The 26,442-nt window shown below is 68.0% G+C and carries 27 protein-coding genes; 13 read left to right on the plus strand and 14 right to left on the minus strand.

All coding sequences use genetic code 11. The annotated features are described in order from the left end of the window. Nucleotides 1-194: 194 nt before the first annotated feature. On the plus strand, nt 195-1,592 hold the full coding sequence (gene lpdA, locus ACZ5BU_RS09325; protein WP_465697016.1) for a dihydrolipoyl dehydrogenase: 1,398 nt from the start codon (nt 195-197) through the stop codon (nt 1,590-1,592). 44 nt (nt 1,593-1,636) lie between these two features. Continuing rightward, the gene (locus ACZ5BU_RS09330) at nt 1,637-2,185 is read left to right on the plus strand and encodes a dihydrofolate reductase family protein (protein ID WP_465697018.1); all 549 of its coding nucleotides are present in this window, start codon (nt 1,637-1,639) and stop codon (nt 2,183-2,185) included. A gap of 69 nt (nt 2,186-2,254) precedes the next feature. Here ACZ5BU_RS09330 and tsaA read toward each other — a convergent pair whose 3' ends face one another. The 3 genes from tsaA to ACZ5BU_RS09345 are packed head-to-tail and all read right to left on the minus strand — an operon-like array spanning nt 2,255 to nt 4,950. Further along, nucleotides 2,255-2,665, minus strand: coding sequence for a tRNA (N6-threonylcarbamoyladenosine(37)-N6)-methyltransferase TrmO (gene tsaA / locus ACZ5BU_RS09335; protein WP_465697020.1), 411 nt, complete (start codon nt 2,663-2,665; stop codon nt 2,255-2,257). 16 nt (nt 2,666-2,681) lie between these two features. Next, nucleotides 2,682-3,422 carry a metallophosphoesterase gene (locus tag ACZ5BU_RS09340; protein WP_465697022.1) on the minus strand — a complete coding sequence of 247 codons (741 nt, stop codon included), beginning with the start codon at nt 3,420-3,422 and terminating at the stop codon, nt 2,682-2,684. Between the two features lie 10 nt (nt 3,423-3,432). Beyond that, nucleotides 3,433-4,950 (minus strand): PstS family phosphate ABC transporter substrate-binding protein, encoded by a 1,518-nt coding sequence (locus ACZ5BU_RS09345; RefSeq protein ID WP_465697024.1) that lies wholly within the window; start codon nt 4,948-4,950, stop codon nt 3,433-3,435. A gap of 109 nt (nt 4,951-5,059) precedes the next feature. Here ACZ5BU_RS09345 and ACZ5BU_RS09350 point away from each other — a divergent pair, with 109 nt between their 5' ends. From ACZ5BU_RS09350 to ACZ5BU_RS09360, 3 genes are all read left to right on the plus strand, one after another. Next, nucleotides 5,060-6,421, plus strand: a complete 1,362-nt coding sequence (locus ACZ5BU_RS09350; RefSeq protein WP_465697026.1) for a dihydrolipoyl dehydrogenase family protein — start codon at nt 5,060-5,062, stop codon at nt 6,419-6,421. 163 nt (nt 6,422-6,584) lie between these two features. Continuing rightward, complete coding sequence (locus ACZ5BU_RS09355; protein ID WP_465697028.1) at nt 6,585-7,370, plus strand: SGNH/GDSL hydrolase family protein; 786 nt, start codon at nt 6,585-6,587, stop codon at nt 7,368-7,370. Nucleotides 7,371-7,515: 145 nt separating this feature from the next. Beyond that, nucleotides 7,516-8,550 carry a winged helix DNA-binding domain-containing protein gene (locus tag ACZ5BU_RS09360; protein ID WP_465697030.1) on the plus strand — a complete coding sequence of 345 codons (1,035 nt, stop codon included), beginning with the start codon at nt 7,516-7,518 and terminating at the stop codon, nt 8,548-8,550. Here the strand turns inward: ACZ5BU_RS09360 and ACZ5BU_RS09365 are convergent. After that, nucleotides 8,526-9,062, minus strand: coding sequence for a MarR family winged helix-turn-helix transcriptional regulator (locus tag ACZ5BU_RS09365; protein WP_465697033.1), 537 nt, complete (start codon nt 9,060-9,062; stop codon nt 8,526-8,528). The genes ACZ5BU_RS09360 and ACZ5BU_RS09365 overlap by 25 nt on opposite strands. Before the next feature lie 53 nt (nt 9,063-9,115). On the opposite strand from ACZ5BU_RS09365, the gene ACZ5BU_RS09370 reads away from it, so the two are divergent. Both ACZ5BU_RS09370 and ACZ5BU_RS09375 read left to right on the plus strand, forming a co-directional pair. Then, nucleotides 9,116-9,823, plus strand: coding sequence for an SDR family NAD(P)-dependent oxidoreductase (locus tag ACZ5BU_RS09370; RefSeq protein ID WP_465697035.1), 708 nt, complete (start codon nt 9,116-9,118; stop codon nt 9,821-9,823). A gap of 41 nt (nt 9,824-9,864) precedes the next feature. After that, nucleotides 9,865-10,929: a LacI family DNA-binding transcriptional regulator gene (locus ACZ5BU_RS09375; RefSeq protein ID WP_465697037.1), complete on the plus strand. Its 1,065-nt coding sequence runs from the start codon at nt 9,865-9,867 to the stop codon at nt 10,927-10,929. Between the two features lie 488 nt (nt 10,930-11,417). On the opposite strand, the gene ACZ5BU_RS09380 is transcribed toward ACZ5BU_RS09375, so the two are convergent. Genes ACZ5BU_RS09380 through ACZ5BU_RS09415 form a run of 8 tightly spaced genes read right to left on the minus strand, consistent with a single transcriptional unit; the run spans nt 11,418 to nt 18,319 of the window. Next, nucleotides 11,418-11,771 (minus strand): YciI family protein, encoded by a 354-nt coding sequence (locus ACZ5BU_RS09380; RefSeq protein WP_465697039.1) that lies wholly within the window; start codon nt 11,769-11,771, stop codon nt 11,418-11,420. Between the two features lie 13 nt (nt 11,772-11,784). After that, nucleotides 11,785-12,240, minus strand: coding sequence for a carboxymuconolactone decarboxylase family protein (locus ACZ5BU_RS09385; protein ID WP_465697041.1), 456 nt, complete (start codon nt 12,238-12,240; stop codon nt 11,785-11,787). A 30-nt stretch (nt 12,241-12,270) separates the two neighbouring features. Next, nucleotides 12,271-13,053 carry a sugar phosphate isomerase/epimerase family protein gene (locus tag ACZ5BU_RS09390; RefSeq protein WP_465697042.1) on the minus strand — a complete coding sequence of 261 codons (783 nt, stop codon included), beginning with the start codon at nt 13,051-13,053 and terminating at the stop codon, nt 12,271-12,273. After that, nucleotides 13,053-13,877 carry a carbohydrate ABC transporter permease gene (locus tag ACZ5BU_RS09395; protein WP_465697044.1) on the minus strand — a complete coding sequence of 275 codons (825 nt, stop codon included), beginning with the start codon at nt 13,875-13,877 and terminating at the stop codon, nt 13,053-13,055. The genes ACZ5BU_RS09390 and ACZ5BU_RS09395 overlap by 1 nt, the downstream gene beginning before the upstream one ends. Next, nucleotides 13,867-14,814 carry a carbohydrate ABC transporter permease gene (locus ACZ5BU_RS09400; protein WP_465697046.1) on the minus strand — a complete coding sequence of 316 codons (948 nt, stop codon included), beginning with the start codon at nt 14,812-14,814 and terminating at the stop codon, nt 13,867-13,869. Before ACZ5BU_RS09400 ends, ACZ5BU_RS09395 begins: the two co-directional genes overlap by 11 nt. 6 nt (nt 14,815-14,820) lie before the next feature. After that, nucleotides 14,821-16,131, minus strand: a complete 1,311-nt coding sequence (locus tag ACZ5BU_RS09405) for an ABC transporter substrate-binding protein (protein ID WP_465697048.1) — start codon at nt 16,129-16,131, stop codon at nt 14,821-14,823. 8 nt (nt 16,132-16,139) lie between these two features. Beyond that, nucleotides 16,140-17,282 (minus strand): mandelate racemase/muconate lactonizing enzyme family protein, encoded by a 1,143-nt coding sequence (locus ACZ5BU_RS09410; protein WP_465697050.1) that lies wholly within the window; start codon nt 17,280-17,282, stop codon nt 16,140-16,142. Continuing rightward, the gene (locus ACZ5BU_RS09415; protein WP_465697052.1) at nt 17,279-18,319 is read right to left on the minus strand and encodes a hydroxyacid dehydrogenase; all 1,041 of its coding nucleotides are present in this window, start codon (nt 18,317-18,319) and stop codon (nt 17,279-17,281) included. The genes ACZ5BU_RS09410 and ACZ5BU_RS09415 overlap by 4 nt, the downstream gene beginning before the upstream one ends. A 95-nt stretch (nt 18,320-18,414) precedes the next feature. Here ACZ5BU_RS09415 and ACZ5BU_RS09420 point away from each other — a divergent pair, with 95 nt between their 5' ends. The 3 genes from ACZ5BU_RS09420 to ACZ5BU_RS09430 are packed head-to-tail and all read left to right on the plus strand — an operon-like array spanning nt 18,415 to nt 21,086. Then, a complete protein-coding gene (locus tag ACZ5BU_RS09420; RefSeq protein ID WP_465697054.1) occupies nt 18,415-19,302 on the plus strand; it encodes a LysR family transcriptional regulator in 888 nt (295 codons plus the stop codon). A gap of 29 nt (nt 19,303-19,331) precedes the next feature. After that, a complete protein-coding gene (locus ACZ5BU_RS09425) occupies nt 19,332-20,279 on the plus strand; it encodes an SDR family NAD(P)-dependent oxidoreductase (RefSeq protein ID WP_465697056.1) in 948 nt (315 codons plus the stop codon). 9 nt (nt 20,280-20,288) lie between these two features. After that, complete coding sequence (locus ACZ5BU_RS09430) at nt 20,289-21,086, plus strand: putative protein N(5)-glutamine methyltransferase (RefSeq protein ID WP_465697057.1); 798 nt, start codon at nt 20,289-20,291, stop codon at nt 21,084-21,086. Here ACZ5BU_RS09430 and ACZ5BU_RS09435 read toward each other — a convergent pair. Together ACZ5BU_RS09435 and pyrH are read right to left on the minus strand one after the other, a co-directional pair. Beyond that, nucleotides 21,043-22,986, minus strand: coding sequence for a GTP-binding protein (locus tag ACZ5BU_RS09435; protein ID WP_465697059.1), 1,944 nt, complete (start codon nt 22,984-22,986; stop codon nt 21,043-21,045). The genes ACZ5BU_RS09430 and ACZ5BU_RS09435 overlap by 44 nt on opposite strands. 156 nt (nt 22,987-23,142) lie before the next feature. Then, complete coding sequence (gene pyrH / locus ACZ5BU_RS09440) at nt 23,143-23,850, minus strand: UMP kinase (protein ID WP_465697061.1); 708 nt, start codon at nt 23,848-23,850, stop codon at nt 23,143-23,145. Nucleotides 23,851-23,967: 117 nt separating this feature from the next. Between pyrH and ACZ5BU_RS09445 the strand changes: the two genes are divergently transcribed. From ACZ5BU_RS09445 to ACZ5BU_RS09455, 3 genes are all read left to right on the plus strand, one after another. Beyond that, nucleotides 23,968-24,726, plus strand: a complete 759-nt coding sequence (locus ACZ5BU_RS09445) for a DinB family protein (protein ID WP_465697063.1) — start codon at nt 23,968-23,970, stop codon at nt 24,724-24,726. 9 nt (nt 24,727-24,735) lie between these two features. After that, entirely contained in the window at nt 24,736-25,317 is a 582-nt protein-coding gene (locus tag ACZ5BU_RS09450) for a VOC family protein (RefSeq protein WP_465697065.1), read from the plus strand. Nucleotides 25,318-25,527: 210 nt separating this feature from the next. Further along, on the plus strand, nt 25,528-26,442 hold the full coding sequence (locus ACZ5BU_RS09455) for a small ribosomal subunit Rsm22 family protein (RefSeq protein WP_465697067.1): 915 nt from the start codon (nt 25,528-25,530) through the stop codon (nt 26,440-26,442).

The following is a 26,442-nucleotide window of genomic DNA, read 5'->3' on the forward strand; positions in this document are numbered from 1 at the left end:
GCTGGGAGGTTGTGGGCGTGGGGTCGTCGGCGTACGCCGGTACTGCCACGGCCGCCAACAATATGCCGATTGCCGCAAAGCGCAGCCCTCGGCGTTTCCCCAGATCCATCCGTTCCCCCATGTAACTCGCCTCACGCGATGCCCAAGCGTAGGCGTCGTACGGTCCTTACGGAACCCCGGCTAGCATTCACCCCATGGCCTCGCACTTTGACGTTGTTGTCCTCGGCGCGGGTCCGGGTGGGTACGTCGCGGCGATCCGCGCCGCCCAGCTCGGGCTCAAGACCGCCATCATCGAGAAGAAGTACTGGGGCGGTGTCTGCCTGAACGTGGGCTGTATCCCGTCCAAGGCGCTGCTGCGGAACGCCGAGCTGTCGCACATCTTCCGGACGGAGGCGAAGACCTTCGGTATCAGCGGAGAGGTCAGCTTCGACTTCCCGACCGCGGTGCAGCGTTCCCGGAAGGTCGCCGACGGCCGGGTCAAGGGCGTCCACTTCCTGATGAAGAAGAACAACATCACCGAGTTCGACGGCTGGGGTTCGTTCACCGACGCGAACACGCTCGATGTGACGCTGAACGACGGGTCGTCGGAGACCGTCACGTTCGGCTCCTGCATCGTCGCGACCGGCGCGACCACGAAGCTGCTGCCCGGTACGCAGCTCAGCGACCGCGTGGTGACGTACGAGGAGCAGATCCTCACCGAGGAACTGCCGGGCTCGATCGTGATCGCCGGCGCGGGCGCGATCGGTGTCGAGTTCGCGTACGTGCTGGCGAACTACGGCGTCAAGGTGACGATCGTCGAGTTCCTCGACCGGATGGTCCCGCTGGAGGACCCGGAGGTCTCGAAGGAGCTCGCCAAGGCGTACAAGAAGCTCGGCGTCGACGTACTGACCTCGACCCGGGTGGACTCGATCGACGACTCCGGCGCCTCGGTGAAGGTCACGGTGACCGGCAAGGACGGCGTACAGCACACGATCGAGGCCGACAAGGTCATGCAGGCGATCGGCTTCCAGCCGCGGGTCGACGGGTACGGGCTGGACAAGATCGGGGTCGCGCTGACCGAGCGCGGCGCGATCGACGTGGACGGCTTCTGCCGGACCAACGTGCCGAACATCTTCGCGATCGGCGACGTGACCGCGAAGCTGATGCTCGCGCACGCGGCCGAGGCGATGGGCGTGATCGCGGCCGAGACGATCGCCGGGCACGAGACGATGGAGCTCGACTACGCGATGATCCCGCGGGCGACGTTCTGCCAGCCGCAGATCGCGAGCTTCGGCTACACCGAGGAGGAGGCCCGCAAGCTGGGCCACGACGTGAAGGTCGCGAAGTTCCCGTTCACCGCGAACGGCAAGGCCCACGGCCTCGGCGACCCGACCGGCTTCGTCAAGGTGATCAGCTCCGCGAAGTACGGCGAACTCCTGGGCGCCCACCTGATCGGCCCCGAGGTCACCGAGCTGCTGCCCGAGCTGACCCTCGCCCAGAAGTGGGACCTGACCACCAAGGAACTGGCCCGCAACGTCCACGCCCACCCAACCCTCAGCGAAGCCCTCCAAGAAGCCTTCCACGGCCTCGAAGGCCACATGATCAACTTCTGACCCGGTCGGTGTCGATCTGTTCCTGTGTCGTTCGACGCCGGGGTATGACGAATCAGCGCAAAGTTGTTGCCGCGTACTTCCTGTCCCTCGACGGTGTCGCCGAGAAGGCGGACCAGTTCCTCACCGGGTGGGACGACGAGACAGATGCCGCCGGCGAGAACCTCATCGCCACCCAGGACACCGTGATCCTCGGCCGCCGGACGTACGACGAGTGGTCCGGCTACTGGCCGACCAGCGACGTCGAGCCGTTCGCGTCGTTCGTGAACGCGGCCCCGAAGTACGTCGCCACGTCCAGCCCGCTCGGTGGCGCCTGGGCGAACTCGCACGCGATCACCGGCGACCTGGCTGATTTCGTTCGCGACCTGAAGGCCCAGCCCGGCAACGACATCGGCATCCACGGCAGCATCTCCGTCACCCGAGCCCTCCTCAACGCCGGCTTGGTCGACGAACTCCACCTCGTCATCGCCCCGACGGTCGTCGGCACCGGCCAGAAGCTCCTCGACGCCCTCGGCCCTCTCCGCCTCGAGACAATCCACGGCACAAAAACTCCCGCCGGCCACATCCTGGCCGACTACCGCGTAGTTCGCTCCTGACGAGTTCGGCCGGCCTTGGGGAGGATTCCGTCCCGCTACAGGAGCAAAACCCTCCCCAAGCCGGGAGATCTAACGCTCGGACACTCCGCCGAGCACGGGCTTCACGTCAACAATCGGAGTGCCGTCCAGCGCTTCGAGGTTGTTGACGTGGACCCGGAGGCCCTCGACGGCCAGTACTGTGACACGGTGCAGCCCGAGCGGGTTCGGCCGGTCCGGTGAGCGGGTGCTGAACACCCCCGTCGGCGGGCGCGACTCGTCGCCGCGCGGATGCACCTTCTGTACTTCACGATCCGCCCGGTCGAACCAGCTGATCAGGATCAGCTCATCGCCGGCCGCAATGTCCGCGAGCGCCTCCCGTACGGACGCGTCGAACACGACCCAGGCGTCCGGCGCCCCCTCGTCGCCCTGCCGCGGAGCATCCGCCCGCTTCCGCAACTCGGACTCGACCCGCCCGATCGCACGCACAACGAACTCGTCCACCGGAGCAGTCTCCCAGCTACGCAGGGTCGGTGGGGTAGCGGTAGATCGTTTGCAGTGGCGTGCCCGGCGTATGGATGTGAAAGGCGAGGCCGGGGTGGGCGGTCGGGTCCACCACTGAATCGGTGTGGGGTTCGAAGGGCAGCGGAACGGTGGAGCGGATGCCGGGGGCGCCCAGGACGGGGTGGCCGGCGAAGGTGCTGACGATCGCGTTGTGGACGTGGCCGGTGAGGAGGGCGGTGACGGGTTTGCCCTGCAGGACCTTGGCGAGCGCGTCGGGGTTCTGGAGTTTCCACTGGTCCATGACTGGGTGGTGGAGCTCGAACGGCGGATGGTGCATGGCGACGAAGAGCGGACCGTCGACTGCGTGACCGAGGGCGTCGTCGAGCCAGGCGAGGGACTCGTCCGACAGCAGCCCGTGGTCCTCGCCCGGCACGGTGGAGTCGACGAGGATGAAGCGAGTCGCGCCGACCTCGCGGACCTGGTGGACGGGGTGGCCGGTGCCCGGTTCTGTCACCAGGGCCCGGAAGGGATTGCTGACGTCGTGGTTGCCGGGGACAACCAGCACCGGTACGTCGAAGGTCAGCTCGCGAGAAACCTCCAGGTACTCCTCGGGAAGCCCGTGGTCGGCCAGGTCGCCGGTGACCAGGACCACGTCGACGCTCGAGGAGCGGACGTACGACGTGATCCGCCGCAGCCGGGACCGCGCCTCCTCGGAGCCGTCGAGGTGTGGGTCACTGAGGTGCGCGATCACGTACATGTTCAGCACATTAGCCGCAGAATCCTGTCGGTAGTGCGCTGCACGGAACGAGTCCGCCGCGCTCGAGGACCGGCCGGGCCTCGGTGGAGCGGATGTAGTCGAGGAAGGCGCCGGTCAGCGACTTCGGCTCCGGTGCCCGGTACGTGTACGCGTGCTCGACCTCCCAGAACTTGTACGACCGGTCCGCGACCTTCGACGTGTCCGGTACGACGTTGTCGATCGTGACCGCGGCGAGGCCCGGGAACTTCCGCGCGCTGCCGAGTTCGGCGTACCCGATCGCGCCGTCGATCTCGTTCACCCGCGTCAGCAGTTCGTCCGTCGTGCCGACCTCACAGCGGTGGTACGTCGCCACGGCCGCGTCGTCGTCGCGCCGGCAGTCGTCCGACGTGATCCCGAGCTCCTGGTCCCCGCCGAGCACCTTCTCCCGAAACACCAGCCGAGACCCGGACGCCGGCCCGACGCGGCTGACCATCCGGATCGGCAGGTTCTTGCCGCCGAGCTGGTTCCAGTTGGTGACCTTGCCGGTGTAGATCTTCCGCAGTTCGTCCGTGGTGAGGCCGGTGACGCCCGCCGACCGGTTGACGACGACCGCGAAGACGACCACCGCGACCGCCTCACCGCTCAGCGTCGGCGCATCCTCGGCCGGCCCGTCCGACATCGCGATCACCTTGCTCGCCGCGGCCGGGTCGTGCGCGCCGAGCGACTTCAGGTCGAGTACGCCGCTGCGGCTGCCGTTGGCGGCGATCATGATGTCGGCGTGCGAGCACTCGCTCGAGTACGCACTCCGCAGCTCGGTCATCGTCGGCTCCACCGCGGTCGACCCGATCACCTGGATCTGGCCGGAAGCGCAGTTCGACGGCGGCTGCAGTACGTCGACCAGGAAGAACGCGACCAGCGCGCCGACCAGCACCAGCGTCGTTGCACCGAAGATCAAGGTCCGCCGGCCAGGTCCACGCGGCCGCGGCTCGTGGTAGACGCCGCCGTTCGCACCACCGGTCAGGTACCCCTCGTGGGTGACACCCTTGCCGACCCCGGACAGCACCAGCAGGAACTTGAAGTGATCGCCGTGGTTGATGTCGAACTTGGGCACGACCAGCGTGTCCTTGTCGACGTAGGCGGCCGGTTTCAGGCTCTTCTCGATCATCTGGCCCAGCTTGGGAGGGTGCGACTCGACGACCTTCATCCGGACGATCTTGCGCTCCGGGAAGCTGAACTCGAGCTCACCCTTCATGTCCGAGGCGTCGATGTCGGTGCCGGTGTTGTCGATCCGGAGCAGCGCGATGCTCGGGTCCTCGACAACCTCGCCCTGGTGCCTGACCTCGACGTCGACCAGATCCCGGGCGTGGCCCTGACGGGGATGTACGCCGATCTGCGCGTCCACCTGGACCCGGTACACGAGCCGTTTGCGGCGCCAGACGTACCGGTCGAGCAGCCACACGATCGCCGTGACGATCACCGAGACCAGGGAAATGACGGTGCCCAGATCGATGCTGCCGAGCCCTGAGAAATCGAACAACTCTGTCCTCACTTCTACGAGCACAGAACGGTAGTGGCGTGCGGTGAACGTCTCCTTACCGTGCGATGACGCGCCGGGTGCCGACTTGGCCGCGTCCGGGCGGTCTGACAGATTGGGCGGCATGGCTGAACAGGTTGATGTGGTCGTCGTCGGACTTGGTGTGGGCGGGGAGGAGACGGCCGGGCGGCTGGCGCAGGCCGGCCTGCGTGTGGTCGGTATCGAGTCCCGGCTGGTCGGCGGCGAGTGCCCGTACTACGGGTGCATCCCGAGCAAGATGATGATCCGGGCCGCGAACCTGATCGCCGAGACCCGCCGCGTCGAGGGCATCGCCGGTACGTCGACCGTGCAGCCGGACTGGACACCGGTGGCGAAACGGATCCGCGAGGAGGCGACCGACACCTGGAACGACCAGGTCGCGGTCGACCGCCTGGTGGGCAAGGGCGCCACCGTGATCAAGGACGTCGCGACGATCACCGGCCCGAACACGGTCCGCGCCGCCGACACCGAGTACGAAGCCAGTCGTGGCATCGTGATCGCGACCGGCACGGTTCCGTCGATCCCGCCGATCGACGGCCTGGCCGGTACGCCGTTCTGGACGAACCGTGAGGCGATCGAGGCCGAGACGCTGCCGGCGTCGCTGCTGATCCTGGGCGGTGGCGCGATCGGGATGGAGTTGGCGCAGGTGTTCGCGCGCTTCGGTGTCCAGGTGACCGTCATCGAGGGCGCCCCGGAGGTGCTCGCGATGGAGGAGCCGGAGTCGGGGGTACTGGCCCGGGAGGCGCTGGAGCGCGACGGCGTGACGTTCCGCCGCGGCGCGCACGCGAAGCAGGTCGGGTACGCCGGTGACACGTTCACCGTGTCGCTCGAGGACGGCACCACGGCGACCGGGGAGAAGTTGCTGGTGGCAACGGGTCGCCGGGTGGCGACCGCGGACCTCGGGATCGACAAGCTCGGGCTGGATCCGGCCGCGCGCCGGATCGAGGTCGACGAGCACGTCCGCGCGGGAGACAAGGTGTGGGCGGTCGGCGATGTCACCGGCGTCGGCGCGTTCACGCACAACGCGATGTACCAGGCCGACATCGCGGTCCGCGACATCCTGCAGGAGCCCGACGCGCCGACAGCCAGCTACCACGCGATGCCGCGGGTGACTTTCACCGACCCGGAGATCGGCGCGGTCGGGATGACCGAGCAGCAGGCCCGCGACGCCGGGCTGAACGTGCGGACCGGCTCGACCCCGATCCCGGCGTCGACCCGCGGCTGGATCCACAAGGCGGGCAACGAGGGCTTCATCAAGGTCGTGCTGGACGCCGACCGGGGCGTACTGGTCGGTGCGACGAGCGCCGGCCCGACCGGTGGTGAAGTGCTCAGCGCCCTGGCGGTCGCGGTCCACGCCGCCGTGCCGGTGCAGAGCCTGCGCCAGATGATCTGGGCGTACCCGACCTTCCACCGGGCGATCGGCGAGGCTCTCAAAGCCCTCGGATGAGACTCCCTGTCCGTCGCAGGAGCGGAGCGCGCGGCTAGTTGGTGACTGTCACCGGGAATCAACGGTGAATTTGTTACCAGGCCCTTGTGTGTTACTCGCGAGTCAGCGAAGGTGACGTTGAGTACTTCAGTCGCCACACCTCGCTCACAAAGGCGGTCCGCCCATGAAGTCCATCGCCAGTTTGCTGTCCGCTGCCGCCCTCGGCGCAGCCTCCCTCCTGATCCCCGGAGTCGCGCACGCCGCGGCGCCGAACTATGTCGCGATGGGTGACTCGTACGCCTCCGGCGTCGGCACCCGGACGTACATCTCCAGCAGCGGGTCCTGTCAGCGTTCGACGTACGCCTACGCCTACGTCGACGCCTCCCGGATCGGCGCCAACCTGACGTTCGTCGCCTGCTCCGGCGCCAAGGTCGCCGACGTCACCGCGAACCAGCTGCCGTCGGTGACGAGTTCGACCGACATCGTCTCGGTGCAGGTCGGCGGCAACGACGCCGGCTTCTCCTCGGTCATCACCACCTGCGCCGAGCCGTCGTGGCTCGGTGACTGCAACAGCGCGGTGGCCGGCGCGCAGTCGATCATCAACAACACACTGCCCGGCCGGCTGAACAGCCTGTACTCGTCGATCAAGAGCCGGGCCTCGTCGGCGACGGTCGTCGTGGTCGGGTATCCGCGGATCTTCAACGGCACCGACTGCAACGCCGGTACCTTCTTCAGCTCGGACGAGATGACCAAGCTGAACGCGACCGCCGACCTGCTCAACTCAAAGCTCCAGGCCGCCGCGAGCGCGGCCGGGTTCTCGTTCGTGAACCCGACGTCGGCGTTCATCGGCCACGCCGTCTGCGGCAGCCCGGAGTGGATCAACGGCCTGTCGAACCCGGTCAGCGAGTCGTACCACCCGAACGTCACCGGCCAGGCGTCGTACGCCAACCTGGTCCAGCCCGCCCTCTGACAACTACGCGCGTTTGCCTGGCAGACCCATCAAATGAGGGGTTCGTGACCCGTACAGAGGGTCACGAACCCCTCATCTCGTGGGTGGGCCAGGCAAATTGGCGGGCGGAGATGCGGAACCGGTGAGTTCGTGGTGTCATGCAGGGGTGACGCGGAGGTCCGTCGACTGGTTGCTGGCGGCCAGGATGCAGGCCAACTGCCTTGCGCGTCCGGTGCACGAGGCCGGCCCCGGAGGGGTGGCCGACGTCGTCCGCCGGACGGGGGGACTACAGGCCCAGACCTGGCGAGGCGCGGCGTACGCGGTGCGCGCCCGATCGACCGCGACCACGTTCGCCGACGTCACGCACGCCCAGGTGACCGAACGCTGCGTCGTCCGCGGCTGGTTCATGCGCGGGACGCTGCAACTCGTTGCGACCGAGGACGCCGGCCCGTTGCTCGGCCTGCTCGGCCCGAAGCTGATCAAGGACACCGAACGCCGGTACTGCGAACTCGGCCTCCCGGAGCGGATCCGGTCGCAGGCGGCAGACGTACTCGAGGAACACCTGCTTGCCCATGGCCCGTGTACCCGCGCCGACCTGGCCGACGTACTCGTCCGAGCCGGACTCATCCCGGAACCGAAGGGCCAGGCCGTGTACGCGCTCATCCGGTACGCCGGACTGCTCGGGCGGCTGTGCTACGGACCGGGGGAGACCTGGGTCGCGGTCACCGACTGGCTGGGCAAACCCCTCGTCCTGGAGGGAGACCTCGAAGCCCTCGCCCACCGCTATCTGACCGCGTACGGCCTGGCGACGCCGCGCGACTTCGCCACCTGGGCGGGGCTTCCCGTGCCGGACGCACGCCGAGCGATCAAGGCGGTCGCCACCACCTCCGTCGAGGTCGAGGCCACCGACCTGTACGCCGTCGAGGACCTGCCCGGCTGCCAGGACGTCCGCATGCTCGGCGAGTTCGATGCCTACCTGCTCGGCTACCAGAACCGCTTCCAGGAGCTGCCGAAGTCGATCTTCCCCGGCGGTGGCATCCTCAGCCCGGCGGTGATCAGAGCCGGCCGGGCGATCGGGGCCTGGCGGCACGCCGACCTCTCGACCGACCTGTTCGAGCCCGCCGAGCTGACCGAGGAGCTGGCCGATCTGGCTCGGTTCGCAAACCTTCAATCGCGTCACGAAGGTTTGCGGGCCAAGTGAGAGACCTCATCGAGCAATTCCTGCAGTTGTGACGCCAGTTGTGCGCGGTTGCCGGGGGACAGGGACGCGACCAGTTCGGACTCCCGCGTCAGTACCCGGTCGACGGTCCGCTCGATCAGGTCGTGACCGGCTTCCGTCAGCGCGACCAGCACCGCGCGGCTTCCGTCGTCCGCCGATCGCCGGGTGACGAGCCCGCTGTCCTCGGCGCGGGCGACCCGCTGCGAGATCGCGCCGGCGGTGACGAGCGTACGGCGGGCCAGTTCGCGCGTACCCAGCTCGTACGGCGTGCCCGCGCGGCGCAGCACGCTGAGCAGATCGAGTGTGGCCGGGTCGACGCCGGCGTCCGCGAGCACGCGCCGCCGGTCGTCGGCGAACAGTTTCGCCAGTCGCCACAGCGGAGTGACGATCTCGATCGAGTCGGTCGGCGTTCCGGGGCGCTCGCGCTGCCAGGCGCGGGCGATCTCGGCGGCCGGGTACGGGCTCGGGCTGTCGAGCGGGTAGTTGTCGGTCACGGGCCCATGGTACGTTTAGGTCTAAACATTTAGAGCTAAACGTGAGGAGCGAGATGCGTACGATCGTGGTGACCGGGGGAGCGACCGGGATCGGCCGGGCGACCGCGGAGCGCTTCCGTGCGGACGGTGACGACGTGGTGATCACCGGGCGGCGGGCCGACGTACTCGAGAAGACTGCGGCCGACCTGGGCGTCCGTTCGGTGGTGTGCGATGCGACCGACCCGGCACAGGTCCAGCGCTTGCTGGACGAACTGCCCGAACAGGTCGATGTCCTGGTCAACAATGCCGGCGGCAACACGGACCTCGGCCGGCCGGACGGGGACCTGGCCCAGCTGAAGGCGAACTGGCTCGCCAACCTCGAGGCCAACCTGATCAGCGCGGTCCTCACCACCACCGCGCTCGGGCCCCGGCTGACCACAGCCGTCGTCCACCTCGGCTCGATCGCAGGCGCCCGCGGCCCGGGCTCGTACGGTGCGTCGAAGGCCGCGCTGGCGATGTGGAACGCCGACGTCGCCGCCGAACTGGGTCCGCAGGGCGTCACCTCGAACGTCGTCGCGCCCGGCTTCACCGCCGACACGGAGTTCTTCAAGGGACGGCTGACCGGCGAGCGCCGCGAGATGTTGCTCCAGGCAACGTTCACCAAGCGCGAGGGGCAGGTCGCCGACATCGCCGGTACGATCCACTTCCTCGCCTCGCCGGCCGCCCGCCACCTCACCGGCCAGGTGCTGCATGTGAACGGTGGGGCGCTGATCACCCGCTGACGGGTGACAGACAACGTACGTCAGGTGTGACAATGGGCGGCATGCGTCCCACCGTCAAAGATGTCGCCAAGCTGGCCGGGGTGTCGCCGAAGACGGTGTCGAACGTGATCAACGGCGTCGTCTTCGTACGGCCCGAGACCCGTGCGCGGGTGGAGAGCGCACTCGCCGAGCTCGACTACGTGCCGAACATGAGCGCCCGCGGCCTGCGCAACGGGCGCTCCGGCATGATCGCGCTCGCGTTGCCCGATCTCCTTCGTCCGTACTCGGCCGAGATCGTGCACCTGGTCGTCGAGCTCGCCCACGAACGCGGCTGGGGTGTGCAGATCGAGCAGACCGCCGCGGAGCCGACCCGCGAGTTCGAGCTGTTGTCGAAGGCGCGCGCGTACCTGGTCGACGGACTGATCCTCAACCCGGTCAACCTGGACGACAGTGCAGTGATGTCGGCCGGCCCGCTGCCGCCCGTCGTGCTGATCGGTGACGTCGACCAGGACGTGGTCAGCCAGGTCGCGATCGACAACGTCGCCGCGGCGCGTGACCTGACGAAACACCTGCTGGCACAGGGTTGCCGGCGCATCGCCGCGGTCGGCACGCCGGAGATCCCGCGCGGGTCCAGTGGTGCCGGCATGCTCGCGGGCTCGGCGCAGTCCCCGGGCACGGCGGCGTCCCGGCTGCGTACCCAGGGATACTGCGAGGCGCTCGAGGAGGCCGGCGTACCGATCGACCCGGCCCTGCAGATCCCGCTCGACCGCTGGCGGCCTGAAGGTGCGGCGACGGTGGTGGGGAAGCACCTGGTCGAGCACGAGCTGCCGGACGCGTTCTTCTGCTTCACCGACACGATCGCCTCCGGTGCGCTGTCGGCGCTGTGGAGCGCGGGCGTCGACGTACCGCGGCAGACGCTGGTCGCCGGCTTCGACAACATCCTCGAGAGTCAGTTCATGATCCCGCCGCTGACCACCATCGACTTCGACCGGCGGGCCTTCGTCGCCGCCGCTCTCGACCTGCTCGGTGAGCGCATGGCGGACAAGGACGCGCCGCCACGCAGGGTGATGATCCCGCACCGGGTCGTCGAACGCGCCAGCACCACACGCTTCCCTGAGGTTTCCTGAGACCCGGATTCCGGAAAGCGGGATTCCGGTCACCATCCCTTGAAAACATCGTCACGCTCAGCAATTGTTGACGGCTACCGCCATCACTCGGGGGCAGTAAACGATGAGAAGGGGGAAGTGTGTCAGCGATGAGTAGGCTCGCCGGGCAGTGCCGTGATGTGAGGAGTCACGGCAACGCTGGGCTCGGACGAGCTTCGGTCCAACCGGCGGTGTGTACCGGGATCCACGAGGTGAGCTCGTCGATTCCGTCGGTGCCACCGCGACGCGTGGCCGTGCTGAGGTTGAGCAACGGTATGACGACCACGCTGCGACTCAGGTCCGGTGTCCAGGCACCGGTGCCTGGCAGCACGGTGTACGTCCAAGGTGGCCGGGGCATGGGCGACCAGCCCGCCTCAGGTGGGGTCATTCTCGCGTCGGGAGTCTGAGTCAGTGACTCGCCGGTCTCAGGTGTCCAACGCCCAGCTGAGGCCGGCAAGTCCCTGGAACAGTCAGGACTCCGTCGGTTCGGCCAGCTCTCTGATCTCGATCGGGGAGTACGGCGCCTCCGGCAGCCGGGCGGCGATCTCCGTCGCACGCTCGAGGCTCGCGCAGTCCACCAGGTAGTACCCGGCCAGCACTTCCTTGGCCTCGGTGAACGGCCCGTCCGTCACCGCCGGCACGCCGTCCTGGACCCGGACCACTCGCGCGTTCTTGGTGGTGAGCCCGGTGCTGTCGACGAGCTCACCGTTCGCCTCCAGTTCTTCCGACAGCACGCGGTGCTGGTCCATCACCCCGTCGATGCCCTGCTCGTGCAGCGTGTCCCAGGTCTGTTCGTTCCCGTAGATCAGCAGCATGTATTTCATTGCTCCACGGTAGCTACCAGGTCGCGCCTGCAGGCTCGCGGACCGTCGTGTTGAGCCGGTTGAACAGGTTGGTCAGCGCGATCATCAGGATGATCCCGGACAGTTGCTTCTCGTCGAAGTGGTCCGCGGCCGCGTCCCAGATCTCGTCGGTGACTGCGGTCGGGTGGTCGGCCAGCCGGGTCGCCGCCTCGGTCATCTCCAGGGCGGCCCGCTCGGCGTCGGTGAACAGGTCCGAGTCCCGCCACGCGGCGACCTGGTGCAGGCGCTCGTCGGTCTCGCCGTTCTTCAGCGCCGACTTGATCCCGCCGTACACGCAGGGAGAGCAGCCGTTGATCTGGCTGGCCCGCAGGTGCACGAGCTCCAGCACCTTGCCGTCGGTGCCGGACTGCCCGATCGCCTTGTAGATGTTCTGGATGCCCTTGGTGGCGTCCGGCAGGATCATGGCGGGGTTGGTCATCCGTGCTTGCATGATTGGCTCTCCATCAAGTGTTGGTTGCTTTCATCCCCTTGACGGATGCTGCGCGGCGGATGTGACAGCGAACCGCAGATCATTTTCCAGCCGGGTTTCCACGGGTACGGAGGGATCGGAATACTGACCGGTCAGGCAGATGGGGCCGTCGTAGTTGAGTTGCTGGAGGACGGCGAACACCGCGGGCCAGTCCGACAATCCGTCCTCGGCCTCGACAAAGTTGGTCTTCCAGTTGCCGCCGGTGCGGACGTAGTGCACGTTCTTCAGGTTGACGATGCCGAGCCGGTCAGCGCCGAGTTGCAGGGTCACCGCCGGGTGGTCGCCGGCGAGCGCGTCGTGCGCCGCGTCCCACACCAGCTTGTACTGTTCCGGCAGCCCGTCGAGCAGTTGCAGTACGCCGAGCGTCGACGACACGTACCGTCCGTGGTGGGGCTGTACGCCGACCTGTACGTCGTACCGTTCCGTGAGTACGACGGCCTGCTCGAGCAGTTCGCGGTTGCGCCGTACCGACGCGGCGTACCCGTCGGCGCCGAGTTCGGCCATGATCCTGATCATCGGTACGCCGGCCTCCGCGCAGGCGGCGAACACCGGCTCGGACAGGTCGCTCGCGACGCTGATCGGTTCGATGCCCTCGGCCCGTAACTGCCCGGTGAACTTCGGCAGCTCCGCCTCGGCGTTCGCCGGCGTGACGTACGCCGTGTCGCGCACCGGGATCTCGGCGCCGCCGAACCCGATGCCGGCGATCAGCCGGCCGAGCTCGTCGCCGGGCAGACCCGCCCACGGTTTGGTGAAGACGGACCACAGATAGGACATCAACGGCCTCCCAGCCCACTCATCGTGATACCTCGGACGAACCAGCGTTGGGTCAGGAAGAACAGCACGATCAGCGGGATCGTCGTCACGGTCGCTGCCATCAGCAACAGGTTCCACTGCGTGCCGTTGGTGTCCTGGAACACCTGCAGCCCGACGGACGCGGTACGGGTCGCGTCGCTGTTCGAGATGACCAACGGCCAGAGCAGGTTGTTCCACTGCCCGATGAACTTGAAGACGGCCAGCGTCGCGATCGCCGGCACGGCGAGGGGCACGATGACGCGGACGAACGCCTGCCAGCGGTTCGCGCCGTCCAGCCGGGCGGCCTCCTCGTAGTCGCGCGGGATGCCGAGGAAGAACTGCCGGAGCAGGAACACCCCGATCGCGGTGAACGCGTGCGGCAGGATCATCCCCGGCCAGGTGTCGATCCCGTGCAGCTTCGCGACCAGGACGAACTGCGGGATCAGCGTCACCTGGGACGGGATCATCAGGGTCGCGAGATAGATCCCGAACAGCCAGCTCCGGCCGGGGAAGTCGAGCCGGGCGAACGCGTACGCCGCCAGCGCCGCGGTCACCGTTTCGAGGATCGTCGTACCTCCGGCGAAGTAGACCGTGTTCAGCAGGTACTTGCCGAGCGGGACCAGGTCGAACGCGCGGGTCAGGTTCTCCGGGTGCCAGCTGCTCGGCCAGAACGACGGCTTGGCGGCCATCGACTCGCCGTCGGACTGGAACGCGACCAGCACCATCATCACGACCGGGATCAAGGTGACGGCGGTGACGAGGAAGCAAGCGAAGACAATGAGCTTGCGGCGGACTTCAGTTGTCATAGTGCACCAGCCTCCGCTGGAACAGGAACTGGCCTGCGGTGATGATCACGATGAACGCGAACAGGACCAGCGACTGCGCGGCGGCGTACCCCTGGTCGTAGTTCTCGAAGCCGGTCCGGTAGATGTACATGACCAGCGTGGTGGTGCGGCTGCCCGGTCCGCCGTTCGTCATGATCAGCGCCTGGTCGAAGACCTGGAACGAGCCGATCACCGAGGTGACGATCACGAAGAACAGCGCGGGGGAGAGCATCGGCAGCGTGATGTGCCGGAAGCTGTTCCACGGCGACGTACCGTCCACCCGGCCGGCCTCGTAGAGCTGCTGCGGGATCGCCTGCAGACCGGCCAGGAACACCACCATGCCGAACCCGAAGCTCTTCCAGACGCTCATCAGGATCAGCGCCGGCATCGCCCAGGTGTCAGAGATCAGCCAGGACGGGCCGCCGATCCCGAACCATCCGAGCACGGCGTTCACCAGGCCGTCGTGCGGGATGTACAGCCAGATCCAGACGAACGCCACCGCGACCGTGATGGTTGCGTAGGGCAACAGCAGGAGGGAGCGGAAGACCGCGATTCGTTTCAGGCCCTGGTTCAGCAGGAGTGCGAGCGCGAGGCTGACCAGGATCGTGAGCGGGACGCTGACCAGGGTGAAGTACGCCGTGTTGCCGAGCGCGGACCAGAACGTCGGGTCCGGGCCGAGGCGGGCGAAGTTGTGCAGGCCGGCCCAGGTCGGGGCGCTGAACAGGTTCCAGTTCAGCAGTGAGATGACGCCCGCGGCGACGACCGGTCCGGCGGTGAAGATCAGGAAGCCGATCAGGCTCGGCAGGATGAACAGCCACGCGGTGAGCGCCTCACGACTGCGCCAGCGCGGCGTCGGACCCTGCTTCTGCGCTACCGCTGCGATGGTGACCGGTGCGGTGTCGGTTGTTGATATGGCCATGGTTGATCACCCCTTCCTGGCGGCGGCTTGGCGGGTGGTGTCGAGATGCTGACGCATCAGGACGTCGAGCCGTGGCGTCAGACCGTTGATGGCGTCCGCGACCGTGACCTGGCCGAGGAACGTCCGCGGCAGGTCCTGGCCGAGCAGCTGCTTGACCTGGTTCCAGTTCGTCGTGACGTCGAACGCGTGCCCGCCGGCGAGCTTGCCGGCCAGGATCTTCTGGACGATGCCGAGGTTGTCCGGCGGCGGCTGGAACGCGCTGCCCGCGCTCAGCCGGGCCGGGTTGTTGCGGCCCGCCTTCGCGTAGATGTCGAGCGCACCGGTGCTGGTCAGGATCTTGAGCAGCTTCCACGCGAGGTCGAGCTGCGGCCCCTCGCGTACCCCCGATGGAATTGCGAAGCTGGAGCCCGAGACCCGCGGCGTACTGCCGTTCGCACCGGCCGGGAACGGGATGATGTCCCAGTCGAACTTCGCCTTCCGGGCGTTCACCACCTGCCACGGCCCGTTCTGCATGAACGCGACGTTGCCCTGCATGAAGTTCGACAGCGAGCTCTCGGTGACCAGGTTCTTGATCGGCGGCGTGACCTTGTCCTTCACGAACAGGTCGATGACGTACTGCAGGGCCTGCATCGCCTCGGGGTCGCCGAGCGTACTGCGGCTGGCGTCGGCGCTCATCACGTTGCCGCCGGCGCAGTAGATCCACGACACCAGGTCGTCGATCGCCGGCGCGCAGGTGAAGCCGTACTGCTCGCCGGGCTTCGTCAGCTGCTTGGCCAGGTCGCGGAACGTTGCCCAGGACATCGGTTCGGTCCGGGACGGGAGCGGGATGCCCTCCTTCTTCAGGAGATCCTTGTTGTAGTACATGACCGTCGGCGCGACGTCGAAGCCGATCGCGTACGTCTTGCCGTTGAAGCTGGAGATCTTCCGGCTGGTGCCGTAGAAGTCGTCGAGGCTGAAGTCCGGGTCGGACTCGATCAGGTCGTCGAGCGGACGGTGCGCGCCACGGGCGGCGTACGTCGGGATCAGGGTGCCGTTCAGCGCGGTGACCAGGCTCGCGGTGCCGCTGACGAGTTGCAGGTCGAGCTTGGTCGGGTAACCGCTCGACGGGGTGAGGGTGGCGACGGACTTCACGCCGAGCTGCTGCTCGACGTACTTCCCGAAGGCCTCCCACACCTTCTTCTCCGCGGCGCTGCTGGACCACATGGACCAGGTCGCCGTGCCGGCCGGCGGACCCGACGAACATCCGGCCGCGACGGCGCCGACACCGGCGAGGCCGGTCAGTTCGAGGAACCTGCGGCGGGACAGGTTGGTGCTCATGGTTCTCCTCACCGGTAGAGCAGGTCGATCGACTCGGCGCGGATGCGCTCCTCGTCGACCTCGACGCCCAGTCCAGGGGCGGTGGGGACCGTCGCGACGGCCTTGGTGATGTTCAGCCCGTCGACGTACAGATCGGTCAGGAGCTCCGGCCCGTTGAGCTCGGCGGGCAGGGCGAGCTCGAGCTGGCTGAACACGTGCAGTGCGGCGGCGAACGCGACTCCGCAGTCGGTCAGTCCGCTGGCCAGGATCTCCACACCGCCGGCGAGCGCGGTCTGTGCGGTCTTGAGGGCATTCCGCAGCCCGCCCGATTTGCACACCTTGATCACGACCAGGTCGGCAGCGTCGAGACGGATCGCGCGGGCGAGATCCTGGGCGGAGAAGCTGCCCTCGTCGATCGCGATCGGCAGGTCGATCAGCTCACGCAGACGCTGCATGGCGAGCGTGTCGGTACTCGGTACGGGCTGCTCGACGCAGTGGATCGTACGGATGTCCCTGGTCCGGTCGAGCAGTTGGCGGAGCGCGGCGGGACGGTACGACTGGTTCGCGTCCAGCCAGAGAGGCTTGCCGTCGGCAACTTCCGCGACGGTCTCGATCGCGGCCGTGTCGGCGTCCAGGTCGCCACCGATCTTGACCTTGTACGCCGCATAGTCCGACGACTGGATCGCGTGCTCGCGGACGGCGTCCTGGTCGCCGACGCCGATCGCCGAGCAGAGCGGGATCTCGTCGTACACCTTGCCGCCGAGCAGGGCGTGTACCGGTACGCCGGCGAGTTTGCCGGCGGCGTCGTGCATGGCGATGTCGACGGCGGCGCGCGCGAAGGGGAAACCGTTCGAGACGGCCGGGCTGAGCCGTTTCGCGGCACGCTGGTGGAAGAGCTCGACGTCGAAGGGCGTGAGGTCGTGGAGGAGCGGTGCGAGGTGGCGGCGGATGACGACGGCCATGGTCTCGGCGGTCTCGTAGCTCCAGCTCGGCAGGGCGCGCTGCTCACCCCAGCCGACGACACCGTCCTCGGTGGTGAGCTTCACGAAGATCACCGCGCCGGCCTGGTCGGGGGCGGCGTCGGGCGAGCCCACGGTGCCGCTGCCGAGTACGAACTTCCGCGCGAACGGCACCGCGACCGGGAAGACCTCGACCTGCGCGATCCTGCTCATGCCGCGATCGACCAGGTGCCGGGGCCGACGAAGCTCGGCCCGCGCGAACCGTCCTCGAGCCAGCGCAGCGCGTCCCGCACCACATACCCCGCGAGCGCCAGATGTCCTTCCGCGGTATCACCGGCAATGTGTGGTGTGAGAAGCAGGTTCTGCGAGCTCAGCACGTGTTGTTCGAACGCGGGCGGCTCGGGGTCGTAGACGTCCAGCGCCGCGTAGATCCTGCCGTCCAACGCGTGATCCAGGAGGGCTTGCTGATCGATCGCCGGTCCGCGCGAGGAGTTCACCACGACCGCACCGTGCGGAAGGTTCTCGATCAGCGCCCGGGTGATCATGCCCTTCGTTTCTGGAACATTCGGCACGTGGATGCTGAGGAAGGGTGCACGGGCGGCGTCGTCGAGCGTCGTCGTCCGTACGCCGAGTTCCTTCGCCCGGTCGTCCGTGAGGTATGGATCGTAAACGGCGAGGTCACACCCGAACGGCTTCAGCATCGCGATCAACGCCCGCGCCGTACTGCTGGCTCCGACGATCCCGACCTTCGCCCCAGCCAGCTCGTGCCCGCGGTACTCGGTCTGCTTCCACCCACCCGCACGAACCGCCGCATCGAACCGAGGCAACCGCCGAGCCAGCGTGAGCATCGCCCCAAGGCAGTACTCACCCACCGACCAGGCGATCCGCGGCCCCGCCGAAAACACCGCCGCCCCCTGCTCCAGCACCACCGGATCCACCAGGTTCTTGACGGTCCCCGCCGCATGAGCCACCACCCGCGGCCCCTTACCGTCGGCCCACAACTCCTTGTCCAGGTGCGGCGTGCCCCAGCTCGTCAGCAACACCTCAGCCCCTGCCGCCAGCTCAGCAACCGCAGCTGGATCAATCGGAGGCAGAGCGCCCGGCTGTGCCGATGGGGTGATGGTGTGCTCAGCGGTCGCCCACACCACCTCGAACCGCTCCTCGAGCAGCCTCCGGGTCTCCGCGTCCACCACGTCGGCGGCGCGTTCCGGGGAGATCAGGGCGGCAAGCTTGGGCGTCGGATTCGGCACCGGAGCAACTCCTTCGGTCGGGGTACCACCGACGGTAGGCGCTTTCCGTTATGCCGGTCCAAGCCTATTTCCGCATGAACCGATACCGTGGCTGCATGGATCTGTCGCTGCAGCAACTCCGGGGTTTCGTCGCCGTCGCCGAGGAACTGCACTACGGCCGAGCGGCGCAGAGACTCAACCTCACGCAGCCGCCGCTGACCCGGCAGATCCAGGGCCTGGAGCGGACGCTCGACGTACGACTGTTCGACCGCACCGGGCGCGGCGTACGGCTGACCGCCGCCGGGGGAGTGTTCCTCGAGCACGCCCGCCGCGTACTCGCACTGCTGGAGGTAGCACCCGAGGCCACGAGGCGCGCCGCGGACGGCACCACCGGCACGCTGCGCCTCGCCTTCACCGCGATCGGCGCGTACGCCGTACTCGCCGACTTCCTCACCATGGTCGGCAAACGCACGCCGGGCGTGACGGCGGAGCTGACCGAGCTCGTCAGCCCGGCGCAGTTCGAGGCGCTGGCGAACCTGGAGATCGACCTCGGCCTGGTCCGCCCGCCGATCCCGGAGCGGTTCGAATCGCTGCTGGTGCATTCGGAGGACCTGGTGCTCGCCGTCCCAGCGTCGCATCCACTCGCGTCCGGTGCCGGACCCGTCTCGCTCGTCGACGTGACCGACGACTACATCGGGTACAGCCCGGAGGGATCGCAGTACCTGCACGACATCTGCGCGGCGATGATCGGCATGGACCGGTACGCGGTCAGCCAACTCGCCTCGCAGGTGCCGACGATGCTCGCGCTGGTCCGGGCCGGCCTCGGCTGCGCGTTGATCCCGCGCTCGATCATGGCGATGCGCGTCGAGGGGGTCCGGTACCGCGAACTCGAGGCGGCCGACGCACACTCGGTCACACTGCACGCCTGCTGGAGCCCCGACAACCCGAACCCGGCGCTGCAACGGCTCGCCGAGTCGCTGCTCGCCGACCCGCACTTGACCTAGAGCGAGCTCTAATTCGTACGCTGCATGGTATGACTGCACAACACAAGATCGGCTCGGGTTTCGGACACGACAGCACCGCGGACGACGTCCTGGCCGGGATCGACCTGACCGGCAAGCTCGCGATCGTCACCGGCGGATACTCCGGCCTCGGTCTGGAGACCACCAAGGCGCTGGCGAAGGCAGGCGCACATGTCGTTGTACCGGCCCGCCGTCCGGACGCCGCGCGCGAGGCGCTCGCCGGTGTCGACGGCGTCGAGATCGACGAGCTCGACCTCGGCGACCTGGAGAGTGTCCGGGCGTTCGCCGAGCGGTTCCTGGCGTCCGGGCGGTCGATCGACATCATGATCGACAACGCGGCGATCATGGCGAGCCCGGAGACGCGGGTCGGGCCGGGCTGGGAGGCGCAGTTCGCGACCAACCACCTCGGACACTTCGCGTTGGTGAACCGGTTGTGGCCGGCGATCGCCGCGGACGGTGGGGCGCGGGTCGTGTCGGTGTCGTCGACCGGGCACCGGCGGTCGGACATCCGCTGGGACGACCTGGAGTTCCGGCAGGGGTACGACAAGTGGGAGGCGTACGGGCAGGCGAAGACCGCGAACGTGCTGTTCGCCGTCCAGCTCGATGCCCTGGGCAAGGATTCCGGCGTACGGGCGTTCGCGCTGCATCCGGGTGGCATCCTGACCCCGCTGCAGCGGCACCTCACCCACGACGAGATGGTCGGCTACGGCTGGATCTCCGAGGACGGCACCCCGCACATCCAGTTCAAGAGCCCGGAGCAGGGTGCGGCGACCTCGGTGTGGGCGGCGACGTCCCCGCAGCTCGACGGTCTCGGCGGCGTGTTCTGCGAGGACTGCGAGGTCGCGGAGGTGTCGACCGACGACGCACCTGGCGTACGACCGTATGCGATCGACCCTGCGTCGGCGGAGCGGCTGTGGACGGTGTCGGCGGAGCTCACCGGAGTGAACGCATTCGGATAGGCTGCTCACTTGCTGAAAAGTGAGATCGTTGACCGGTTGCGCGCGGCCGGGTGCGTGTTCGCCGAGGACGAGGCCGCGCTGATCATCGGCTCCGCGCGCGATGCGGCAGAGCTCGAGGCAATGGTCGAGCGGCGGGTGGCCGGCTCGCCGTTGGAGTACGTCGTCGGGTGGGCGTCGTTCTGCGGGTTGCGGATCGCCGTCGACCCGGGGGTGTTCATTCCGCGCTGCCGGACCGAGGCCCTGATCGCCGAGGCCTTGAAGGTGATCGTTCCCGGTGCGGTCGTCGTCGATCTCGGCTGCGGATCCGGGGCGCTCGGCGCGGCCGTGGCGGCTCAGGTTGACGTCTCGTTGTACGCCGCCGACATTGAGCCGGCGGCCGTACGGTGTGCCCGGCGGAACGTGACGCCGTACGGCGGACGCGTCTACCAGGGCGACTGGTTCGACGCGCTGCCGGTGGAGTTGCGCGGGCGGATCGACGTACTGCTGTCGAACGTTCCTTATGTGCCGACGGACGAGATTCGGCTGCTCCCGGCCGAGGCACGGTTGTACGAGCCGCACGTGACCCTGGACGGCGGCGCCGACGGGCTGGCGAATCTGCGCCGGGTCGTTGCCGGCGCAACCGATTGGCTGACGCCGGGCGGTCATGTGTACGTCGAGATGAGCGACCGTCAGGCACCCCTCGCGCGGGCCGTGATGGTCGCGGCGGGGTTGGACGCCGAGGTCGTCACGGACGACGACCTCGGCGCGAACGTTGTCCATGGCATCAGACTCGGCGCTGGACGTGCAGCAGGTACTCCCGCCGGTTGAGCGGGTCGTGGTCGGTGCGCGGGCGCTCTGGGATGTGACCCGTCACCGGTTGATACCGTTCGAACGCCGACTCCAGGACGCCTTCGCCGCGGGTGAGGCCGGGGAGTTGCTGCTCGAGTTCGTACACAGCAGCCGCGGGGATTTCTCCTTCCAGGGTTGAGGTTTCCGCGGCCAGTGCCGGTACCTGTGGGATCGCCCGGAGTCTGCCGAGGGCCGCGAGTACGGCACGGGTCGTGTCGGTCGGGATCTCCAGCTGGAAGCGGTGCATCGGCTCGTGCACCGTCGTACCTGCTTCTTGGAGTGCCGTCATCAGGACGAGCGGAGTGAGGAACCGGAAGTCGCCGGCGGTGCTGGACATGCTCTTGTCGAACACCGCGTGCGCGTGGCTCTGCCGGGCGGAGTACCCGGAGTGGGTCATCACGACGCGGGCGTCGGGGATCTGCCAGCCGTGCAGCCCCTGGTGCAGGGTCTCGCGGACGGTTTCCTCGACGGCCTTGATGAACGCGTACGGCATCGAGCCCAGTTCGACCTCGAGCTCGAACGTGACGCCCGCGTCGACCGGCGCGGGTTCGACCCGCAGGCCGACGGTGGCCAGGAACGGGTTCGCCTCCTTCTTGTTGAACTCGACCGCCTGTCCGGTGCCGGTGATCCGCTCGATGCAGATCGTGGTGGTCTCGCGGAAGTCGACCGCGATCCCGTACTCGGTGGCGAGCGTGGTCTCGATGACCTCCTTCTGTACTTCGCCGTACAGCGACACGTACGTCTCCTGGCGGAGGTCGTCCTGGCGGAGGTTGATCAACGGGTCCTGCTCGGCGAGTTGGGTGAGCGCGACGCGCAGGTTGCCCTTGTCGGACGGGCGGCGCGGCGTGACCACGGTCTCCAGCGTCGGCGGGGCGAACCTTGCCTGCACGCGTCGAACGGTTGCCGGATGGTCGAGATCGGTGATGGTGTCGCCGATCTGGATGTCGGGCAGGCCCCAGAGCTTGCCGATCTGCCCAGGGCCGAGGGTTTCGCCGTACGTCTGGAGGGCTGTGATCTTGCCGTCGGTCTCGCCGTACCGTACGCGGTCGCGGACGTTCGCCGTACCGTCGAAGATCCGTACGTAGGCGATCTTCTCGCCCGCGGGTCCACGCTCGACCTTGAAGACGGTGCCGTCGAGCGGGCCGCCCGTGGTGCGGGCGCGGGGGAGCAGGTCGCGGATGCCGTCGGTGAGCGCGTCGGTGCCGGCGCCGGTGATCGCGGACCCGAAGTACACCGGGTGTACCAGTGCGCGGTGGGTCTGCTCGGCGAGCGCGTCGTGCAGTCCGAGCGGGACGCCGTCGACGTACCGCTGGAGGAGGTCGTCGTCGTTCTCCGTGAGGACGTCGAGCAGTACGTCGTCCTGCACGATCGGCTTGAACATGGCGTCCGGGGTGCCGAGGTTGGCGGCCTCGCCCATCGGAACGATGTTCGGCGTCAGCTTCGCCGCGATCTGTTGCAGCGCTCCGTCGTACTGCGCGCCGGCCCGATCGAGCTTGTTGACGAAGATCAGGGTGGGGATGCGGAGACGCTGCAGGGTACGCATCAGTACCCGCGTCTGCGCCTGCACACCCTCCACCGCCGAGATCACCAGCACCGCCCCGTCGAGGACGCCCAACGCGCGCTCCACTTCGGCGATGAAGTCCGGGTGCCCCGGCGTGTCAATCAGATTGACCCGCAGCTCACCGATCGCGAACGTCGCGACCGCGGTCTTGATCGTGATTCCCCGCTGCCGTTCCAGCGCGAGGGTGTCGGTCTGAGTACTCCCGTCATCGACGCTACCCACCACATCGATGACACCGGCGGCGTAGAGCAGCCGCTCGGTCAGGCTGGTCTTCCCGGCGTCAACATGCGCCAGGATCCCAAGATTCAGTACTTCCACGCAGCTTCATGTCCTTAGAACAGGTGAGATCCATTTCCACGCAAGACACGAAGCGAGGTCGCATGACGGACTCCTTAACTCACCTGTTCGTTGGTACGCGTTGAGTACAGCAACTCCTCCCACCAGACCACAAACCATTTAGCGCGGGCCTACATGTCAGTTGATCAGAGTGCCCACCGGGGTGCCGGTGGCGATGGTGGTGGCGGCTTGGGGGCGGTCTATGTCGAAGACGTGCAGGGGGAGCCGGTGGTCGCGGGCGAGGATGAAGGCGGACTGGTCCATGACGCCCAGACCCCGGTCGATGACCTCCTGGTAGGTGAGGTGGTCGAAGCGAATGGCGTCGGGGTGCTTGTTCGGGTCGGCGTCGTAGACGCCGTCGGTGCCGTTCTTCGCTACCAGGAGGGCGTCGGCCTGTAGTTCGATCGCTCGTTGGACGGACGGATAGTCGGTAGTGGTGAACGGCTGGCCGTTGCCGCAGGCAAGGAGAACGATCGAGCCCTTCTCCAGGTGCCGCAGGGCGCGGAGGCGGATGTACGGTTCGGCGAGGTTCTCGATCGGGAGCGCGGTCATCAGCCGTACGCCGTGGGCGCCGAGCGCGTCGAGCCGGCCGCGGAGCAGTACCGCGTTGATGACCGTACCGAGCATGCCGATGTTGTCCGCCTCGACCCGGTCGATACCCCAGTCGTCGGCGCGGTTGCCGCGGAACACGTTGCCGCGGCCGATCACCACCGCGACCTGGACACCCGTGGCGCGCAGCGCGATCACCTCGGTGGCGAGATGCGTGAGCCGGTCGCTGCTGAAACCGAACGCGTTCGGGCCGGCGATCGCCTGCCCGGAGAGCTTGAGGACGAGCCTGCGATACATGCCGACAGATCTATCACGGCGCGGGTCCGAGTCTCGCCGATTCGCGCCGGGAGAAGGGCGGGTGTGGTTTGCGGCGGAAGCATGGGCACGCGGGCCGGTGTCTGGGACGCTGGCGTGGTGACGGAGTTCAAGGAGCAGAGCCTGCGTGATGCGGTGTTCCACGACGTCGACCTGACCGGCGCCCGCTTCGACAACGTGAACCTGACGGGCGCGACGATCCGCGGTGCCCTGCTGGTCGATGTCTCGCTCGACGGTTACATCCGCAACCTCACCGTCTGGGGGATCGACGTCGTACCGCTGGTCGACGCCGAGCTCAACCGCCGGTACCCGGGCCGCGAGCTGATGAGCCCGACCGACGCCGACGGCTATCGCGAGGCGTGGGACCTGCTCGAGCAACTGTGGGGCGAGACCGTCGCCAGAGCCCGCCGGCTGCCACCGGAGCTGTTGCACGAGTCGGTCGACGGTGAGTGGTCCTTTGTCGAGACCTTGCGGCATCTCGTCTTCGCGACGGATGCCTGGGTACGGCGTGCCGTACTCGGGGAGCCGGAGCCCTGGCACCCACTCGACCTACCGCACGACGAGATGCAGGACACGCCGCCGGTACCGCGAGATCGCGCTGCTCGTCCGTCGCTCGACGAAGTGCTCGCGCTGCGCGCCGATCGGGTGGCGATCGTACGATCCGTCCTCGCCGACCTGACGAACGAGCGGTTGACCGAGCACACCACGCCCGTGCCGGGTCCCGGATACCCGGAGTCCGAGAGCTACCAGGTCGCCGAGTGCCTCAGCACCATCCTCAGCGAGGAGTTCGAACACCGCCGCTACGCCGAACGCGACCTGGCAACACTGGCGGCAAGAACCGTCGGCGGTACGTCCTAGGCTCGGGACATGGTGGAGCTGAGTGACTGGCGGAAGTTGGCGCAGGCGTGGCAGACACGGTTCTTGATCGATGCGTACGCGGACGGCGTGCGGTTCGCGGCGGCGGTGGCGGAGATCTGCGCGGACGCCGTACCTGAACTGCGACTGGGGGCGTCGTACGTGGATGTGGCGACGCGGGACGTTGAGCTCGCCGAGCGGATCAGTGCGGTGGCGGCCGAGCAGGGGCTGAAGGCGGATCCGGCCGCGGTGGCGCAGTTGGAGATCGCGCTGGACACCGCGGAGCTGGTGGAGATCGGGCCGTTCTGGGCGGCCGTGCTGACGGGGAGCGCGGACTCCTTCACCGGGCACGACGTGATGGATCCGACCGGCCGGGTCGCGAACCTGTGGTTCCAAGATACGACGCCGCACGAGCCGCCGAGGCAACGCTTTCACCTCGACCTGTGGCTACCGCCCGAGGTGGTGCCGTCCCGGATCGAGGCGGCGATCGCTGCCGGCGGCAAGGTCGTGTACGACGACGAGGCCCCGATGTTCATCGTGCTCGCGGACCCGCAGGGCAACAAGGTGTGTTTGTGTACGTCGGAGGGCCGCTGACATCTGCTAGCGTTCGAGGTGACTCGAGGAGGGTGTGTGATGGCTAGGAAGGTTATCCGGTTCCGCGCCGTTCCCTCCTGGACTGCTGCCTGCTGACAGCTCTCCCTCCGGACCGATCGGTGCGTCGCGGCGTCTGGCCGCGGATCACGCACGCCGTTCTGACTGCGGCGTGCTCCGTGCCGATCGAACCGGAGCTTCCTCATGTCCTCCGTGGACACCCAACTTCACGCTGCCCTCGCCCGCGCGCTCAACGGCGTACCGCATGACGAACTACAGCGTCGCGCCGACGCCCTCTCCAACGGCTACCGCAACGAGCAGATCGCCGACACCGCCCCGGGCATGCGTGACGCGCTCGATGCCTTGGCGTACGCCGTCGTACGCATGCCGGCCACCTTCCACGCGATCCACGCCGCCCTCGCCGCGGTCGACGTGCCGATCAACACGCACCTCGATCTCGGCGGCGGCACCGGAGCCGCCGCCTGGGCGGCCGGAGCCCGCTGGCCCGGCCTGCGCACCGAGATCGTCGAACGCCAACCGGCCGCCATCGACCTCGGCAAGACGCTTGCTGCAGGCAACAACTGGCGCTGGACGCTCGGTGACCTCCGCACCTGGAAGACGTCCGCAGGAGCAGATCTCCTGACGATCGCGTACGTCCTCAACGAGCTGGCAGCCGGCACCCGGCGCGCACTCATCGACGCGGCCGCCCAATGCGGCCAAACCATCGTCCTCGTCGAACCGGGTACCCCGGCCGCCCACCGGCGCATCCTCGAAGCACGCGACCAACTACTGACCCACGGCCTCCGCATCGTCGCTCCTTGCCCCCACGAAGCGCCGTGCCCGGTCACCTGGTGCCACTTCGCCGCCCGGCTTCCACGCACCGAACTGCACCGCAACCTCAAACACGGCACCCGCAACTTCGAGGACGAGAAGTTCACCTACCTCGTCGCCACCCGCGGCCCGACCCGGCCGGCGGCGAACCGGGTCATCGCCCGCCCACTCCACCCGAAGAACCGCGTCGTCCTCGACCTCTGCACAGCAGCCGGCACAGCCGAGCGAACAGTCGTACCGAAGTCCTCGAAGTCCTACCGAGCCGCCCGCAACACGACGTGGGGTGACACGTGGTAG

This window comes from Kribbella sp. NPDC031520 (assembly GCF_055580825.1).

Coding starts and splice junctions, on each gene's coding strand:
- ACZ5BU_RS09355 (WP_465697028.1), top strand. CDS start 6,585: ATGAAGTCCATCGCCAGTTTGCTGTCCGCTGCCGCCCTCGGCGCAGCC.
- ACZ5BU_RS09425 (WP_465697056.1), top strand. CDS start 19,332: ATGACTGCACAACACAAGATCGGCTCGGGTTTCGGACACGACAGCACC.
- ACZ5BU_RS09420 (WP_465697054.1), top strand. CDS start 18,415: ATGGATCTGTCGCTGCAGCAACTCCGGGGTTTCGTCGCCGTCGCCGAG.
- ACZ5BU_RS09350 (WP_465697026.1), top strand. CDS start 5,060: ATGGCTGAACAGGTTGATGTGGTCGTCGTCGGACTTGGTGTGGGCGGG.
- ACZ5BU_RS09380 (WP_465697039.1), bottom strand. CDS start 11,771: ATGAAATACATGCTGCTGATCTACGGGAACGAACAGACCTGGGACACG.
- pyrH (WP_465697061.1), bottom strand. CDS start 23,850: ATGTATCGCAGGCTCGTCCTCAAGCTCTCCGGGCAGGCGATCGCCGGC.
- ACZ5BU_RS09390 (WP_465697042.1), bottom strand. CDS start 13,053: ATGTCCTATCTGTGGTCCGTCTTCACCAAACCGTGGGCGGGTCTGCCC.
- ACZ5BU_RS09375 (WP_465697037.1), top strand. CDS start 9,865: ATGCGTCCCACCGTCAAAGATGTCGCCAAGCTGGCCGGGGTGTCGCCG.
- ACZ5BU_RS09410 (WP_465697050.1), bottom strand. CDS start 17,282: ATGAGCAGGATCGCGCAGGTCGAGGTCTTCCCGGTCGCGGTGCCGTTC.
- ACZ5BU_RS09405 (WP_465697048.1), bottom strand. CDS start 16,131: ATGAGCACCAACCTGTCCCGCCGCAGGTTCCTCGAACTGACCGGCCTC.
- ACZ5BU_RS09340 (WP_465697022.1), bottom strand. CDS start 3,422: ATGTACGTGATCGCGCACCTCAGTGACCCACACCTCGACGGCTCCGAG.
- ACZ5BU_RS09385 (WP_465697041.1), bottom strand. CDS start 12,240: ATGCAAGCACGGATGACCAACCCCGCCATGATCCTGCCGGACGCCACC.
- lpdA (WP_465697016.1), top strand. CDS start 195: ATGGCCTCGCACTTTGACGTTGTTGTCCTCGGCGCGGGTCCGGGTGGG.
- ACZ5BU_RS09395 (WP_465697044.1), bottom strand. CDS start 13,877: ATGACAACTGAAGTCCGCCGCAAGCTCATTGTCTTCGCTTGCTTCCTC.
- ACZ5BU_RS09370 (WP_465697035.1), top strand. CDS start 9,116: ATGCGTACGATCGTGGTGACCGGGGGAGCGACCGGGATCGGCCGGGCG.
- ACZ5BU_RS09400 (WP_465697046.1), bottom strand. CDS start 14,814: ATGGCCATATCAACAACCGACACCGCACCGGTCACCATCGCAGCGGTA.
- ACZ5BU_RS09450 (WP_465697065.1), top strand. CDS start 24,736: ATGGTGGAGCTGAGTGACTGGCGGAAGTTGGCGCAGGCGTGGCAGACA.
- ACZ5BU_RS09330 (WP_465697018.1), top strand. CDS start 1,637: ATGACGAATCAGCGCAAAGTTGTTGCCGCGTACTTCCTGTCCCTCGAC.